Annotated in this window: 17 protein-coding genes; 8 read left to right on the top strand and 9 right to left on the bottom strand. The window is 70.8% G+C overall.

The genetic code is table 11. The annotated features are described in order from the left end of the window. The first annotated feature begins 18 nt into the window (after positions 1 to 18). From thiE to CLV30_RS01700, 4 genes are all read left to right on the top strand, one after another. A complete protein-coding gene (gene thiE, locus CLV30_RS01715) occupies positions 19 to 687 on the top strand; it encodes a thiamine phosphate synthase (protein ID WP_106535436.1) in 669 nt (222 codons plus the stop codon). After that, positions 684 to 1,658, top strand: coding sequence for an ornithine cyclodeaminase family protein (locus CLV30_RS01710; RefSeq protein ID WP_205740368.1), 975 nt, complete (start codon positions 684 to 686; stop codon positions 1,656 to 1,658). The genes thiE and CLV30_RS01710 overlap by 4 nt, the downstream gene beginning before the upstream one ends. 57 nt (positions 1,659 to 1,715) lie before the next feature. Next, a complete protein-coding gene (locus CLV30_RS01705; protein WP_106535435.1) occupies positions 1,716 to 2,351 on the top strand; it encodes a VOC family protein in 636 nt (211 codons plus the stop codon). Positions 2,352 to 2,398: 47 nt separating this feature from the next. Continuing rightward, a protein-coding gene (locus tag CLV30_RS01700) for an IS5 family transposase (RefSeq protein ID WP_420841942.1) occupies positions 2,399 to 3,281 on the top strand; the annotation gives its coding sequence in 2 pieces (ribosomal slippage) (positions 2,399 to 2,784 and positions 2,783 to 3,281; 885 coding nt in all). 106 nt (positions 3,282 to 3,387) lie between these two features. On the opposite strand, the gene CLV30_RS01695 is transcribed toward CLV30_RS01700, so the two are convergent. The 6 genes from CLV30_RS01695 to CLV30_RS01670 all read right to left on the bottom strand — a co-directional run bounded on the left by CLV30_RS01695 (position 3,388) and on the right by CLV30_RS01670 (position 7,734). Beyond that, complete coding sequence (locus CLV30_RS01695; RefSeq protein ID WP_165358403.1) at positions 3,388 to 4,164, bottom strand: ABC transporter permease; 777 nt, start codon at positions 4,162 to 4,164, stop codon at positions 3,388 to 3,390. Next, positions 4,161 to 5,135, bottom strand: a complete 975-nt coding sequence (locus CLV30_RS01690; RefSeq protein WP_106535433.1) for an ABC transporter ATP-binding protein — start codon at positions 5,133 to 5,135, stop codon at positions 4,161 to 4,163. The genes CLV30_RS01695 and CLV30_RS01690 overlap by 4 nt, the downstream gene beginning before the upstream one ends. A gap of 194 nt (positions 5,136 to 5,329) precedes the next feature. Continuing rightward, positions 5,330 to 6,199 carry a fructosamine kinase family protein gene (locus CLV30_RS01685; RefSeq protein WP_205740367.1) on the bottom strand — a complete coding sequence of 290 codons (870 nt, stop codon included), beginning with the start codon at positions 6,197 to 6,199 and terminating at the stop codon, positions 5,330 to 5,332. Continuing rightward, positions 6,180 to 6,719, bottom strand: a complete 540-nt coding sequence (locus CLV30_RS01680; RefSeq protein ID WP_205740366.1) for a low molecular weight protein-tyrosine-phosphatase — start codon at positions 6,717 to 6,719, stop codon at positions 6,180 to 6,182. The genes CLV30_RS01685 and CLV30_RS01680 overlap by 20 nt, the downstream gene beginning before the upstream one ends. Positions 6,720 to 6,735: 16 nt before the next feature. Then, a complete protein-coding gene (locus CLV30_RS01675; RefSeq protein WP_106535432.1) occupies positions 6,736 to 7,173 on the bottom strand; it encodes a hypothetical protein in 438 nt (145 codons plus the stop codon). A 186-nt stretch (positions 7,174 to 7,359) separates the two neighbouring features. Continuing rightward, entirely contained in the window at positions 7,360 to 7,734 is a 375-nt protein-coding gene (locus CLV30_RS01670) for a phage holin family protein (protein ID WP_106535431.1), read from the bottom strand. A 56-nt stretch (positions 7,735 to 7,790) separates the two neighbouring features. Here CLV30_RS01670 and hisC point away from each other — a divergent pair, with 56 nt between their 5' ends. After that, entirely contained in the window at positions 7,791 to 8,900 is a 1,110-nt protein-coding gene (hisC, locus tag CLV30_RS01665) for a histidinol-phosphate transaminase (protein ID WP_106535430.1), read from the top strand. Positions 8,901 to 9,066: 166 nt separating this feature from the next. Here hisC and CLV30_RS27455 read toward each other — a convergent pair whose 3' ends face one another. Continuing rightward, positions 9,067 to 9,189, bottom strand: coding sequence for a hypothetical protein (locus CLV30_RS27455; protein WP_276319971.1), 123 nt, complete (start codon positions 9,187 to 9,189; stop codon positions 9,067 to 9,069). A gap of 69 nt (positions 9,190 to 9,258) precedes the next feature. Here CLV30_RS27455 and CLV30_RS01660 point away from each other — a divergent pair, with 69 nt between their 5' ends. Next, complete coding sequence (locus tag CLV30_RS01660) at positions 9,259 to 10,644, top strand: helix-turn-helix domain-containing protein (RefSeq protein WP_106535429.1); 1,386 nt, start codon at positions 9,259 to 9,261, stop codon at positions 10,642 to 10,644. On the opposite strand, the gene CLV30_RS01655 is transcribed toward CLV30_RS01660, so the two are convergent. Further along, on the bottom strand, positions 10,610 to 11,599 hold the full coding sequence (locus CLV30_RS01655; protein WP_106535428.1) for an EamA family transporter: 990 nt from the start codon (positions 11,597 to 11,599) through the stop codon (positions 10,610 to 10,612). The two genes, CLV30_RS01660 and CLV30_RS01655, sit on opposite strands and share 35 nt — an antisense overlap. A 207-nt stretch (positions 11,600 to 11,806) precedes the next feature. Between CLV30_RS01655 and CLV30_RS01650 the strand changes: the two genes are divergently transcribed. Together CLV30_RS01650 and CLV30_RS01645 are read left to right on the top strand one after the other, a co-directional pair. After that, entirely contained in the window at positions 11,807 to 13,126 is a 1,320-nt protein-coding gene (locus CLV30_RS01650) for an Nramp family divalent metal transporter (RefSeq protein ID WP_106535427.1), read from the top strand. Between the two features lie 22 nt (positions 13,127 to 13,148). Continuing rightward, positions 13,149 to 13,838 carry a metal-dependent transcriptional regulator gene (locus CLV30_RS01645; RefSeq protein WP_240723131.1) on the top strand — a complete coding sequence of 230 codons (690 nt, stop codon included), beginning with the start codon at positions 13,149 to 13,151 and terminating at the stop codon, positions 13,836 to 13,838. A gap of 22 nt (positions 13,839 to 13,860) precedes the next feature. Here the strand turns inward: CLV30_RS01645 and CLV30_RS01640 are convergent, their stop codons facing one another. Beyond that, the gene (locus tag CLV30_RS01640; protein WP_165358402.1) at positions 13,861 to 14,658 is read right to left on the bottom strand and encodes a thioesterase family protein; all 798 of its coding nucleotides are present in this window, start codon (positions 14,656 to 14,658) and stop codon (positions 13,861 to 13,863) included. Positions 14,659 to 14,709 lie beyond the last annotated feature (51 nt).

Raw genomic sequence — 14,709 nt, 5'->3', positions numbered from 1 at the left:
CGTGCGAGACTCGGCGGCATGAGCGTGATGTCCGGTGAGTCCCGGCGCAGGCGCCTGGCCGAGGCCCGCCTGTACCTGTGCACCGATGCCCGGCGTGACCGTGCGGACCTCGAGTCGTTCCTGCACGCGGCGCTGGCCGGCGGCGTCGACATCGTCCAGCTGCGCGACAAGACACTCGACGCCGCGGACGAGCTGGCGGCACACGAGATCGTCCGCGGCGTCGCGGCCGAGCACGACGCACTCGTGGCGGTCAACGACCGGGCGGACCTCGCGCTGCTCGCGGCCGCGGACGTGTTCCACACCGGTCAGACGGACCTGCCGGTACCGGCGTCGCGACAGCTACTCGGCGACGACGTGATGCTTGGGCGGTCCACACACTCGCCCGAACAGGCCGCCGCGGCCGAGGCAGACAACGAGATCGACTACTTCTGTGTCGGCCCGGTCTGGCCGACGCCGACCAAACAGGGACGACCGGCCGTCGGCCTCGACACTGTCGAGACGGTGGCGCGCACGTCTCCGGCGACGCCGTGGTTCGCCATCGGCGGAGTCGACGAGACGACCGTGGACGCGGTGATCGACGCGGGCGCACGCCGGGCCGTCGTCGTCCGCGCCATCACCGAGGCGGCGGACCCGGAGTCGGCAGCTCGCCGCCTCGCGCAGCGGCTGCGGGCGGCAGGGCGAGGGTGACGGCGGCCGGCCCGACGGTGCCCGGCCCGACGCGGGTGCTGACCCGGTCCGATCTGCTGGCCGTCCTGGACCCGCAGGTGTGTGTCACGGCGCTGCGTGACGGCTTCCGGAGCGACGCCTCCCCGCCCGTGCCGGCGCGGAAGGTGAGTGCCGAGCTGCCGTTCGCGGGGTCGGCGGTCGCACTGGTGCCGGGGGTGCTCCCCGGAATCGACGCCTACACGGTGAAGGTCAACGCGAAGTTCCCCGCGTCGGCGCCCGCGCTGCGCGGCGTGATCTGCCTGCACGGCAGTGACGGGCGGCTGCTCGCGCTACTGGACTCGGGAACGGTGACCGCGTGGCGCACCGGGCTCGCGGCCGCGCTGGCGACCGACGCCCTGAGCGTGGACGATCCGGACGGGCAGGCGACGCTCGGGGTCGTCGGCGCAGGAGCGCAGGCCGAGCTGGTGCTACGTGGCCTGCGCGGTATGCGGCGGTTCGCCGGTCTCGCCGTGTACGACAGTGACCCGGCCCGTGCCGACGCCTTCGCGGCCCGGCACGGCGGGAACGTGTACGAGTCACCCGCGCGGGTCGCCGCCGTCGCCGACATCGTCGTGCTCGCCACCTGGTCCCGTTCGCCCCTGCTGCATCTCGCGGACACGGTCCCAGGCCAGCACCTCACCTCGCTCGGGGCCGACGAAGCGGGGAAGCAGGAGTTGGGGCCGGACCTGCTCGAGTCCGCGCTGCTCGTCGTCGACGACCGGGACCTGGCGGCGACGGCAGGCGTGCTGGCGTCGTCCGGGCTGGCGCCGTCGACCCTGGACACCACCGTCGGGACGGTGCTGTGTGGCGGGCATCCGGGTCGAACGGCCGCGGACCAGCGGACGGTCTACGCACCGGTCGGGCTGCCCTGGCAGGACCTTGCGCTGGCCTGGGAAGCTTACGTGCAGGCGGAACAGCGTGGTGTCGGCGCGACGGTCGACCTGCTGTCCTGAGCCGCGCCGCGTAGCACTCGGGTGGCCGACCGGCCGGAGTGCTGTCACGATGCACGGATGCGTCTCGATCACGTCTCGTACGCGGCAGGACCGGACGGCCTCGACGGTACGGCGCGGGCATTGGCGGACCGGCTCGGTGCCGAGCTCGTCGACGGCGGCATTCACCCGCGCTTCGGTACTCGCAACCGGGTGCTCCCGCTGGCGGACGGGCACTATCTCGAGGTCGTCGGTGTGCTCGACCATCCGGCGGCCGACGACGTCCCGTTCGGCCAGGCGGTGCGGGCGCGTTCGGAGACGGGCGGCGGCTGGCTGGGCTGGGTGGTGGCGGTCGACGATCTCGCGCCGGTCGAGACGCGGCTGGGTCGCGCGGCCGTGCAGGGGAACCGGAAGCGGCCCGACGGTTTCGAGCTGCTGTGGAAGCAGATCGGGGTCAAGGGCCTGATGAACGACCCGCAGCTGCCGTTCTTCGTGCACTGGGAGTCCGATCGGGCCGAGCATCCGTCCAAGGGAGCTGACGACGTCCGGCTGGTCAGCATCGAGATCGCCGGCGACCCGCATCGCGTGTCCGACTGGCTCGGCGAGCCGGAGAGCCACCCGCTCGACGACGTCGACGTCGAGTGGGTGGCTCCCTCCGGTCCGCCGGGAGTGATGTCGGTGACGTTCCGGACGGCGGAGGGGCTCGTCCGGGTCTAGGGCGTGTCTCCAAAAGCTTGGCGGTGTGAGTCGGGATTGTTGGGCGCATGTCGCGTGAGGCGTTGTTGACCGATGATCAGTGGGCGCGGATCGAGCCGTTGATGCCGTCGTCGCAGGGGCAGCGGGGGCGCCCGTTCCGCGAGCATCGGCAGGTGCTGGAGGGGATCATCTACCGGTTCCGGACTGGGATCGCGTGGCGGGACCTGCCGCCGTCGTTCGGGCCGTGGCAGACGGTGTGGAAGCGACACCGTCGGTTCAGCAGCGATGGGACCTACGACAGGATCCACACCCGGTTGCTGGCCGAGGCCGACGCGGCTGGTGAGCTGGACTGGATGGTGAGTGTGGACTCGACGATCAACCGGGCGCACCAGCACTCGGCCACCCTGGCGAGGGACACAGGGGGAACTGTGGAATCACACGAATCTGCTCGTCGAGCCGGTTGATCACGCTCTGGGCCGCTCTCGCGGCGGATTGTCCACGAAGATCCACCACGTCTGCGACGGGCGCGGCCGCCCGCTGGTGATCCTGCTCGGCTCCGGACAGGGCGGTGACTCGCCGATGTTCTCCCACCTGCTGGCTGCGATCACGGTGCCCCGCCTCGGCGCCGGCCGACCGCGCACCCGACCCGACGCGGTCCTGGCCGACAAGGCCTACTCCTCCCGCGCCAACCGTGCCCTGCTGCGCCAGCGCCGCATCAAAACCGTGATCCCCGAACCGTCCGACCAGCAAGGACACCGCAAACGCCGCGGCCGCGACGGTGGCCGGCCGGTGACCTACGACCGCGACGCCTACCGCGGACGCAACGTCGTCGAACGCGGCTTCAACCTGCTCAAACAATGGCGCGGCCTGGCCACCCGCTACGACAAACTCGCCATCACCTACCGAGGAGGAGTCACGCTCGCCGCCATCACCATCTGGCTACACCAATAAGGAGACACGGCCTAGGGGCACATCACCAGGATTCTCCCTGCGTCACCAGGCTTGCAGGGGTGGTGACGCAGGGAACTCCATGGTGAACGTGATCATTTTCGAGGCGTCAGGCGTCGCGCTTCTTGAACAGGGTCCAGGCGATCACCAGGATGATCGCGACGAACACCGCGAACACCCCGCCGGAGGCCCAGCGGTCCAGGTAGTCGAACTCCGGGCCGCCCTGCGGGTCGTACGGCTGGGTCGCCAGTAGGCGTGAACCGGCGGAGAACGGCAGGAACTTCAGCGCCGGCTGCAGCCAGTCGAGCGCCGGGACCAGCGACAGCCCGGAGATCAGGCTCTCGACGAGAAGTGGCGTCACCAGCAGCACGACCAGCGCCGACGGCACCCCGCGGAACAGCTGCGCCAGGGCCAGCCCGAGGATGGCGTACAGCACCACCAGGACGAAGTAGCCGACGACGGCGTCGGTGAACGGGGACTCGAGAGTCGGCGCCTCGCCCCAGAAGATCATCCCGATGACCAGGTTGATCAGCACCGAGAGCGCCACGACGATGACGGCCGTCACGGCCACGACGATGATCTTGGCCAGAAGCAACCGCGAGCGCTGCGGTATCGCGGTCAGCGTCGGCTGGATCGTGCCGTGGCGGTACTCGTGTCCGGTGGCGAAGATCCCGATGATCGCCATGAAGATCGGGATGAACGTCGCGAACTCCGCGCCGCCGGTGAGAACCGACGTGGCGAGCTGGGCATCGACGGCGTCGTCGCGCTGGGCGATGGCGATGATGAGCGCCACCCCGGCGGTGATGACCAGGCCGAGAGCGATGAGCCAATAGGTCGAGCGCAGGGTGCGGATGCGCACCCATTCGAAGCGCAGTGCGTCGGTCACGCCGCACCTCCGCGGTTCGTGTCGTCGGCCGCGGACGGCTCGGTGAGCATGTTCGTCGTCTCCTCGTTGACTTCGTGCGCGACGTACTCCTCGGAGGCCCCGGTGGCGGAGATGAATGCGGTCTCCAGGGACGCCGTCTGGGTCGCCAGTTCGTGCAGTCTGATGCCGTCGTCGTGGGCACGATCGCCGATGGTGGGTGCGTCCACCCCGGAGACCATCAGGTCGCCGTCCGGGACGGTGTCCACCGTCGCTCCCATGCCGCGCAGCGTCTCGACGAACTCGGACGCGTCCGGCGTCTTGACCCGCACGGTGGACTGGGTGAATCGCTTCACGAAGCCGTCCACGTCACCGTTGTAGATCATGGAACCACGGCCGATGACGACGAGCTCGTCGGCCATCAGCGACATCTCGGACAACAGGTGGCTGGAGACGAAGATGGTGCGTCCCTGCGCGGCCAGCGACTTCAGGACGTCGCGCAGCCAGTGGATGCCGTGCGGGTCGAGGCCGTTCGCCGGTTCGTCGAGGATGAGCGTGGAGGGGTCGCCGAGCAGCGCCTGGGCGAGCCCGAGCCGCTGCGCCATCCCCAGCGAGAAGCCGCTGGGTTTCTTGTTCCGCACCTCGGTGAGTCCCACGAACTCGAGCACCTCGTCGGCGCGCGACGCCGGCAGCGCCGAGCCCGCGGCGAGCATGCGCAGGTGGTTGCGTGCGGTACGGGTCGGATGGAAGGACTTGGCTTCCAGCACGGCGCCGATCTCGCGCATCGGGTGCCGGATGGTGTCGAACCTGCGGCCGTCGAAGAGTGTCTCGCCGGAGCCGTGGTCGAGGTCGAGCATGAGGCGCATCGTCGTCGACTTGCCGGCCCCGTTCGGGCCGAGAAAGCCGGTCACGAGGCCTGGTTGGACCTCGAACGACAGGTCGTCCACGGCGACTTTGTCGCCGTAGCGTTTGCGGAGTGACTGCGCGGTGATCATCGATTCTCCCGATCGGTCAATGGTCCGGTGCGAACCTATCGGGTCGACGCCTCCGTGGTGGTCATTCTCGGTGTGGAGGTACGTCGTCCACCCCAGGGTGGACTCTCCGATACGCACACCCTCAGTAGAAACCCCGACCTCACGACAAGGTCAAACGCCGACGGCAAGGTCATGGCGCCGCGGCGATCGCGGGGTCAGCCGCCGCGTAGGGCGAGTCGCGCCAGTTGTCCGGCTTGGGCGCCGTACGAGCCGCCGAAGAGTACCGCGTGCACCAGCACGGGATGCAACTGGTGCAGTGCAGTGCGCTCCCGCCAGCCGTCCGCCAGCGGGGAGGCCTCGTGGTAGGCGGCCAGTACCCGGTCGAGGTGGGGGAGGCCGAACAGGGCCAGCATCGCCAGGTCGGTCTCACGGTGGCCGCCGTGGGCCGCCGGGTCGATGAGGTAGTTGGTGCCGTCCTCGGCCCAGAGGACGTTTCCGGCCCACAGGTCGCCGTGCAGCATCGACGGCGGCTCGGCCGGTCCGGCCAGCCGGTCGATGTCTTCGATGACCCGCTCGACGTCCGCGGCCGAGCGCTTGTCGATCGCGCCGGCCTTACGAGCCATCCGCAGGTACGGCTCGATGCGCCCCTGCACCCACATCCGCGGCCAGGACTCCCAGGGGCCGCCCGGCAACGGCAACGTGGCGATCCAGCCGTCGCCGTCCGCGGAGCCGAACCGATCGGCGCCGTGGCGGTGGGTCGCGGCGAGCGCGCGACCGAACCGCTCCGCCGCCTGGACCGACGGCACCCCGGTGGCGATCCACTCGAGGACGAGGCATTCGTCGTCGTGGGCCAGGACGCGTGGGACCGCCGCGCCCTGACGCGCCGCGCCGAGCCGTTCGAGACCGTTGACCTCGGAGCTGAAGAAGCCGGCCGGTGCCGACGCGCGGGTCTTGACGAAGATCGTGCGGCCGTCGCTCAAGCGCGCGCGGCGAGCGTCACAGATCGAACCCCCGCCGACGGAGGTCGCCGACGCCACCGGCACGTCCAGCAGGCGGGCGAGCGGGTCAGCCTCGACCGGGCTCACCACCTTCCGCCTCGGCGACGGTGAGCTCGTTGCGAAGCGTGCCGACGATGCCGGCGGCCGCGGACTCGACCATGGACAGCACCCGCTCGAACGACGCGTGGTCGTCGAAGTACGGGTCCGGGACGTCGAGGTCCCCGCCGGTGAGCGCGTCGACATCGTAGGCCCGGAACAGCTGGATGCTGGCGCGGGCCGCCGCATCGGGTGCCAGTGCGTGCAGATGGGCCAGATGGTCACGGTCCATGGCAAGGACGAGATCGGTGCTGGCGAACCACTCGGCACGGAACTGGCGGGCGCGGTGGGCGCTGCCGTCGTAACCGTGCCGTTGGAGCACGTCCAGGGCCCTGCGGTCGGCCGGGTCACCGAGGTGCCAGGCACCGGTGCCGGCGGAGTCGACCGAGACCCGCGCGCCGAGGCCGGCCTCGCGCAGGCGGTCGCGGAGCACGAACTCGGCTATCGGTGATCGGCAGATGTTTCCGGTGCAGACGACACACAGGTGTACGTCGGGAGTGGGTTCTGTCACGGTTCCAGACTGCCGGTCAACGGCGCTGGCGCGCCAGTTCGCCGACCGCCAGAGCCAACTCGGTGGCCAGGTCGAACGAGCGCTCGTGGCGGGGGTTGCTCCGCATCCACAGGCAGATGGTCTGCACGACGGCGCCGGACCAGGCCGGATCGCGGCGCAGCGCGTGCCGCACCGAGACCGGACGCGGGGACAGCGACGTCACGTCGAACCATTGCCCGTCGGCGAAGGCGAGCATCGGGTTGCCGTGTTGATCGTCGTAGACGACCTCGTACTGGTCGAACCCGGGCAGCGCATGCCGGTTGGAATCCGGCTCGGGATACCCGGGTGGTGTCGTGACGGCCATCGGGACCGGGCGGCTCGGCTTGTAGCTGCGGCCGGGCGACGTGTCCGGCTGGTGGTTGGACGGGGGTTGCTCGGTCAGGACCGAGCCGACGGAGGTATAGCCCAGCGTCATATGTTCACCATGCCCACGCTTGTTCAGGGCACAACGACCCCCGTCACGCCTCCGGTAGGAAGACGCTTCGTCGTCGTGCGGGATGCCGTACCAAAGGTACAGAACATGTCCCCGTCACGGAAGGTGCCTGACGCAACCTTTGTGCGCGAAAATGTTTCGGAGCTCGCGCGGGGGTCCTGTGCTCGGTCAGCCCGGCAACAACAGGTTCAGCAGCCAACTGACGAACGAGACGACCAACGCTCCCAGGACCGCTTCCCAGAAGAACCCGTCGACATGGAAGCCGACGTCGAGTTGGTCGGCGATCCACGAGGTCAGCCAGAACATCAGGGCATTCACGACAAGCGTGAACAACCCGAGGGTCAAGATCAGTAATGGCAGCGAGAGAAGCTGCACGACCGGTTTGATCACCGCATTGACGAGCGCGAAGATCAGCGCCACGACAAGCAATGTGATGACCTGGTTCGACGTGCTGTCAGAGGAGACAGTCACGCCGTCGACGATTTCGGTGGCGACCCACAGAGCGAGGCCGTTCACGATCAGGCGCACGAGGAAGGAGATCACGGACGCCGAGCGTACACATCGGAGCGCCGCCGCGGGACCGGCTATCGTGCACGGGCATGACCCGATTCACCGACCGCCCGGACTCCACGCCGGACGCGCCGCGCCCGGTGCAGCTGCGCTCGGCGCTCGACGAGCTGCCCTCGTACCGGCCGGGACGCCCCGCGCCGGCGTCCGGCGAGCGCCCCGCCTTCAAGGTGTCGTCCAACGAGAACCCGTATCCGCCGCTGCCCGGCGTGGTCGAGGCGGCGGTGTCGGCGGCCGCCGAGATGAACCGCTATCCGGACATGTTCGCCTCCGGCCTGGTCGCCGTGTTGGCCGACCGGCTCGGCGTCCCGCCCGAGCACCTGGCGACCGGTACCGGCAGCGTCGGCGTGCTGCAGCAGATAGTGCAGGCGACGACCGGCGAGGGCGACGAGGTCGTCTACGCCTGGCGCTCGTTCGAGGCCTACCCGATCGTGGTGGGCATCTCCGGAGCGCGGTCCGTGCGGGTGCCCCTGGCGCCGGGTGCGCGGCACGACCTCGACGCGATGGCCGCCGCCGTCACCGACCGGACCCGGCTGGTGCTGGTGTGCAGCCCCAACAACCCCACCGGCCCGGTGGTCGGCCACGACGAGCTGGCCGCGTTCGTGCGCCGGGTGCCCGAGGACGTGCTGGTGGTCGTGGACGAGGCGTACCGCGAGTTCGTCCGTGACCCGGACGGCGCGGACGGGCTCGCGCTGTACCGCGAGCACCCGAACGTGTGCGTGCTGCGGACCTTCTCGAAGGCGTACGGCCTGGCCGGCCTGCGTGTCGGGTACGCGGTCGCGCACGAGCGGGTGGCGGACGCGCTGCGGAAGACGGCGGTGCCGTTCGGGGTCTCCGGCGTGGCCCAGCGCGCGGCCGTCGAGTCGCTGGCACACGAGGACGCGCTGCTGGAGCGGGTGGAGGCGCTGGTGGCCGAACGGACGCGGGTCCGGGAAGCGCTGCTGTCGCAGGGTTGGGACGTGCCGGTGACCCACGCCAACTTCGTCTGGCTGGCACTGGGCGAGCGGACCACGGACTTCGCCGCCCACTGCGAGGCGCACGGGCTGGTGGTGCGGCCGTTCGCCGGCGAGGGGTGCCGCGTCACCATCGGCGAGCAGGAGGCCAACGACCGCTTCATCCAGCTGGCCTCGGACTGGCCATAGCCCGGCGGCAGGGCCGGTGAGCCACCCCGAAACGCTGATGTGAGACATCACACATCAGCGCCGACGTGGAACCACGCGTCAGTGCGCGCGGACAGAGCATGGACGGCATCCAGCGTTCGGGGGGCGAGACGCCGGATGCCGTCCATGCGGCACTAGGACTGCCGGATCAGCAGCAGTACATGCCCGGTTCGTCAGGCGTGGACGTCGTCGCCGCTGCGGGAGCGGCCACGGCGAACATGATGGCGAACGTCGTAGCGATGGCGGCGGCTACTCGCTTGACACGTCCCATCCTTGATCGAACTCCTCAAGTAGCTATTCGGGGGTGGCAAATTGTGACTGACTGTTGTCCAATACTGTCATGACAGATGACCAGCCAGCAACAGTGGACGAGGCGCCGCTTCCGACGCCCGTCGGGCAGCGTATCCGATCCCGCCGGTTGGAGCTCGGCCTTTCCCAGGCCGAGATCGCCGAGGGCATGTTGTCGCCGAGCTACGTCTCGCTCGTCGAGAGCGGCCGCCGTCAGCCGGCGGCCTCGGCGCTTGCGCACATCGCCGAAAGGCTGCGCATCGACGTCGAATATCTCCGCGACGGGGTGGACGCGTCCGTGCGCACCCGCGCCCGGCTCGCCCTGGGCCGCGCCGAGGTGGCGCTGCGTGAGGGCCGTGCCGAAGAGGCCTACCAGCAGTTCACCGAGCTCATGGGTGACCCCGGCCTCAACGACGAGCAGGACCGGCAGGCCCGGCTCGGCCGGGCCAACGCCCGCGAGCGCAACGGCGACCTCGAAGGCGCCATCGAACTGCTCAACGAGCTCGCCGACGAGGCACGGCAGAGCCCCGAGGTGCAGTCCTGGCTCGACGTCGCCATCGCGCTGACGCGTTGCTACGACCGCGCGGGCGACTTCGACATGGCGATCCAGGTCGGCGAGGAGGCGCGCCGGGCCGCCGGCGACCTCGGTCTCGAGAGCACCGACGAGTACATCCGGCTCGGGTGCACCGTTCTCGGCGCGTACCAGAGCCGTGGCGACCTCGTCCGTTCGAAGTCGCTGTCGGCGGAGCTCGTCGCGGCGGCGGACAAGATCGGCGCTCCGCACACCCGCGGCGCGGCGTACTGGAACGCGTCCCTGGTCGCGGAGTCGCGCGGTGAGCTTGCGCTCGCGCTCAACCTCGTCGATCGCGCACTGGCGATGTTCGGCGAGGGTGACGACCTGCGGAACCTCGCCCGGCTCAAGGTGGCGCACGCGTGGCTGCTGCTCCAGGGCACCGAGCCGAAGGCGCAAGAGGCTCTGGACATCCTCGACGGCGTGGCCGAGAGCATCAAGCGCTACGGCGGCAGCGTGGACGTGGCCGCGTACCACAAGCACCGTGCCGACGCTCTCGCGCTGCTCGGGCGGCTCGACGAGGCCAAGGCCGCGGTCGACGAGTCGCTGCGCGAACTGGGTGACCAGCCGCGGGTCGGCGCCGCTCTGGCCCGGCTCACGCTGGCGCGCATCGTGCGCGCACAGGGCGACGTCGACGGCAGCATCCGCGAGGCCGTGCTCGCCGCGTCGATGCTCGAGTCGATGGGCGCGACGCGGGTGGCCGCGGCGGCCTGGCGCGAGCTCGCGGACCTGTACCGCGACCTGGGCCGGACCGACTCGGCGATGGACGCCTACGACAACGCGCTGCGGTCGGTGCGGGTGGTCCCGCAGAGCAGTGGCGCGGTCCGCGACGTCAACCGCGGCGGGCTCGAGCTCGAGCACGCTTGAGCGGTACCGCCGGGCCGGCCGTCTCTCGTCGCCGACGAGGGCCGGCCGGCCCGGCGGGTCGTTCGCCGCTGACCACCAGCGCGACCCCGCCGATCACCAGGGCCCCGCCGCCGACGACGACGGAGGTGACGGTCTCGTCGAGGATCGCCCAGCCGAGCAGTACCGCGACCACCGGGTTGACGTACGCGTACGTGCCCACCAGCGACAGCGGCGCGTGCGCGAGAGCGAAGCTGTACGCGGTGTATCCGAGCAGCGAACCGATCAGCACGAGATAGGCCAGGGCGATCCATCCGCGCGCCGGGACGCTCGTCACGTCGAGATCGGCGGCTTCACCGGAGATCACTGAGACGGTGGTCATCACCGCCCCTGCGACCAGCATCTCGTAGGCGGACGTCACCAGCGCGTCGCGGGGCAGGCCCAGGCGCGGCGACAGGTATGACCCGGTCGCCCACGACAGCGGCGCGAGGATCAGCAGCAGGATGCCCCACGTCTCGACGCCGTCCAGCCCGCCTCGGGGGAGGCTGACGCCCGCGACGCCGCCGAGCCCGATCAGCACGCCGAACCAGGTCGTCGTGCGCGGTCGTTCACCGCCGGCGACCCGGAACAGCACGAACCACAGCGGGATCGCCGCGACGATCAGGGCGGTCAGGCCGCTGGGGACGGTCTGTTCCGCGATGGCGACGACCCCGTTGCCGAAGACGAGCAGCATGATCCCCATGAAGGCGGCGCCGCGCAGCTCACGGGCGCTCACCCGGAGCCGGGCCGGTCCGTGCCGGAACGCGATGAACGCCGCCAGGATCGTGCCGGCGACCAGGAACCTGGTGCCCATGCCGGCCAGCGGCGGGATGTCCGCCTCGACCACGACCCGGATCGCGAGGTAGGTCGAGCCCCAGACGACGTAGACGGTGGCGAGCGCCGCCCAGATGGACGCCGGCCGCGTCGTGCCAGTTGTCATGGGCGTCTCCAGATGTGAGTGCTGTCTGATCCGACATTCTGCCGGTCAGGGACCGCGGTGCGACAGCGACTTTCAGCCATCTGGGCAGGACATCGAGACACGATGTCGGCTGCCGGTTCGGCACGGGCTTGCTCGCAGCGCAGCGACGCGCCATCGTTGCCGTGAACGCGGCAGACGGGCGGAGTAGGCGGGAAGGTGAGGGCACGGATGCGTTCCGGTGAGTTCGGCCCACCGAAAAAATCTGTTCGACCCTCCGAAACCCGGCCCGGCGACACTCCGGCCTCCGACGGCGCCGGCGGCCGGCCTCCTCGCCGCCGCCCCCACGGGCTCGGCCTGAGCCTGCTCGGTCCGGCCTTCGTGGCCGCGGTCGCCTACGTCGACCCGGGTAACGTCGCCACCAACCTGTCCGCCGGTGCCGGCTACGGATACCTGCTCGTCTGGGTGCTGGCGCTGGCGACGGCGATGGCGGGGCTGGTGCAGTACCTGTCCGCGAAGCTGGGCGTCGTCACGGGGGAGTCGCTGCCGCAGGTCCTGCGCGAGCGGATGCCTCGGGGCGGGCGGATCGCCTACTGGCTGCAGGCGGAGGTCGTGGCCGTCGCGACCGACATCGCCGAGGTGGTCGGCGGTGCGATCGCGCTGCGCCTGCTGTTCGGCGTGCCGCTCCCGCTGGGCGGCGTGATCACCGGCGTGGTGTCGATGGCGATGCTGTCGGTGCAGAACCGGGGCGGGCAGCGCATGTTCGAGCGCGTGATCACCTTCGCGCTGGTCGTCATCGCCGTCGGGTTCGTCGCGGGGCTGGTCGTCGCACCCCCGGACGCCGGTGACGTGGCCGGCGGGCTGGTCCCGCGGTTCGACGGCACCGAGACCGTGCTGCTCGCCGCCGGCATGTTCGGGGCGACCGTCATGCCGCACGTCGTCTACCTGCACTCGGCACTCGCGCGGGACCGGTTCGGCGCCAGCGACGACGCCGGTCGGCTTGGACGGATCCTGGCGGCCACCAGGCTGGACGTCGGCGTGGCGATGGTCGTCGCGGGTGGGGTCAACATCGCGATGCTGCTGTCGGCCGCCGCGGCGCTGCGTGGCGCCGACGACACCGACACCATCGCGGGCGCGCACGCCGCCGTCGACGCGCGGCTCGGGGTGGTCGTGGGAGCGCTGTTCGCCGTGGGGTTGCTGGTCTCGGGGCTGGCCTCGACCTCGGTGGGCTGCTACGCCGGCGCGGTGATCATGGAAGGGCTGCTGCTGCGGCGGATACCGCTGCTGCTGCGGCGTACGATCACGCTCACACCGGCGGTGCTGATCCTGGGCACCGGCGCGGAGCCGACCTGGATGCTGGTCCTGTCCCAGGTGGTGCTGTCGTTCGGCATCCCGTTCGCGGTGGTGCCGCTGGTCGTCCTCACGGCGCGCCGGTCGGTCATGGGCGCGTGGGCGAACACGCGGCTGACGACGCTCCTGGCGGCGGTGATCGCGGTCGTGGTGGTCACCCTGAACATCGCGCTGCTGTGGCTCACGCTCACCGGCGCGTGACGAGTTGGCCTACGGTGGCGTCGTGGTCGTCGAGCAGCCCGGTGACGTGTCGGTGGCGGCGGAGGACTGCCTCAAGGTGGTCTACGCGGCCACGGAGTGGCATGCCGCCGAGGTCACCGTCTCGTCGCTGCGTGAGCGCCTGGGTGTGGGCGCGCCCACCGTCTCCGAGATGGTCCGCCGGCTTCGGGAACGGGGCCTGGTGACGCACGAGCCGTACGGACCGGTGGCGCTCACCGGCGAGGGGACCGTGCTGGCCCTGCGGATGCTGCGCCGGCACCGGCTGGTCGAGACCTATCTGGTGGCCGAGCTCGGTTACACCTGGGACGAGGTGCACGACGAGGCCGAGCGGCTCGAGCACGTGGTGTCCGACCGGCTGCTCCAGCGGATGGCCGCGCGTCTCGGTGATCCCGACCGTGATCCGCACGGCGATCCGATCCCGCGTCCCGACGGCACCGTCGTGCGTCCCGCTGCGCTGCCGCTCGAGCTGTTCGGGCGGGGTGAGGCGGGCGTCGTGGCGCGTGTCTCCGATGCCGACCCTGCTCTGTTGCGCTACTTCTCCGCCCAGGGCATCGGGCTCGACCAGCGCATCGAGGTCGTCGACCGGCGCCGGGCGGTGGCGTCGGCCACCGTGCGGGTGGGAGCCGGCCCGGATGCGGCCGAGGTCGACCTCACCGATGTGGCCGGCGGTGCGCTGTGGCTGGTACGCGAGTAGAGGCGCACGCCTCTGCTACACGTCAGGTCACGCGGATGCGCGCGAGCTGTCGCGACTGCGCGACCAGCGCACCCTCGGCGTCGTACACCTCGGCTTCCTCGTCGAACCATCCGTCGCGGACCAGCCGCCCCCGCAGGTGGACCGTCAGCCATCCCGGCGCGGGCAGCCCCCGGGTGAGCACGGACAGTTCGACCGTCGGCGCCCAGCCCAGCCGGCCGAGGCCGAACACCGTCGGCGGTAGAGCGTCGACGGCGAGGGCCAGCACGACCGGGTCCGGCTGTGTCCCGTCGGCGAGGCGCACGTGCCCGCGCATGGACAGCTGCCCCGCCGGGCGGCCGGAGAACCAGCCGAGCGTCTGCGGGTCGAGCCGGATGTCGACGTGCTCGAGCAGGCCGACGTGGGTGCCGTCCGGCAGGTCGACGACCGCCGGGACGCAGTCGTCGACCGGCGCGACCGCCTCGGGCAGCGGGCCGACCCACTCGACCGGCGCCGAGCGGGTGAGGGTGCTCACGGTCACCACCAGCTCGACCCTGGGTGTCTCCTCCTGCAGGAGACTCACCCGCAGCGTCTCGATGGTGCGGCCGGTGCGCAGCACCGTGACGTGGACGTCCGCGGGTCCGGAGGTCGGCGGTGTGAGAAAGTGCGCCGTGGTGCTCACCGGATGCGGGTGTGCCGCCTCCGCCAGCGCGGCACGCAGCATCATGGCGAGCAGGTAGCCGCCGTTCGGCACGTCACCGACCGCCCAGGTGGAATCGATGTCGACGGTGTGATGTCCGGGTGCGAGCCGATGTGTCGCCGACGCGTCGTTGAAGTCAGGCACGGGGCACGACTCTAGGGGACCGCGGGGACCGGTGCATGTCGGCATCGTCTG

Source organism: Haloactinopolyspora alba, assembly GCF_003014555.1.
In the GTDB taxonomy this organism is placed as follows: domain Bacteria; phylum Actinomycetota; class Actinomycetes; order Jiangellales; family Jiangellaceae; genus Haloactinopolyspora; species Haloactinopolyspora alba.
The sequence above is the reverse complement of the archived record's forward strand: the minus strand, read 5'-3'. Positions and strand labels throughout refer to the sequence as shown.

What these genes read in the sequence shown, in the direction of transcription:
- thiE (WP_106535436.1), top strand. Translation starts at nt 19, where the DNA reads ATGAGCGTGATGTCCGGTGAGTCCCGGCGCAGGCGCCTGGCCGAGGCC.
- CLV30_RS01705 (WP_106535435.1), top strand. Translation starts at nt 1,716, where the DNA reads ATGCGTCTCGATCACGTCTCGTACGCGGCAGGACCGGACGGCCTCGAC.
- CLV30_RS01690 (WP_106535433.1), bottom strand. Translation starts at nt 5,135, where the DNA reads ATGATCACCGCGCAGTCACTCCGCAAACGCTACGGCGACAAAGTCGCC.
- CLV30_RS01675 (WP_106535432.1), bottom strand. Translation starts at nt 7,173, where the DNA reads ATGACGCTGGGCTATACCTCCGTCGGCTCGGTCCTGACCGAGCAACCC.
- hisC (WP_106535430.1), top strand. Translation starts at nt 7,791, where the DNA reads ATGACCCGATTCACCGACCGCCCGGACTCCACGCCGGACGCGCCGCGC.
- CLV30_RS27455 (WP_276319971.1), bottom strand. Translation starts at nt 9,189, where the DNA reads ATGGGACGTGTCAAGCGAGTAGCCGCCGCCATCGCTACGACGTTCGCC.
- CLV30_RS01660 (WP_106535429.1), top strand. Translation starts at nt 9,259, where the DNA reads ATGACAGATGACCAGCCAGCAACAGTGGACGAGGCGCCGCTTCCGACG.
- CLV30_RS01655 (WP_106535428.1), bottom strand. Translation starts at nt 11,599, where the DNA reads ATGACAACTGGCACGACGCGGCCGGCGTCCATCTGGGCGGCGCTCGCC.
- CLV30_RS01650 (WP_106535427.1), top strand. Translation starts at nt 11,807, where the DNA reads ATGCGTTCCGGTGAGTTCGGCCCACCGAAAAAATCTGTTCGACCCTCC.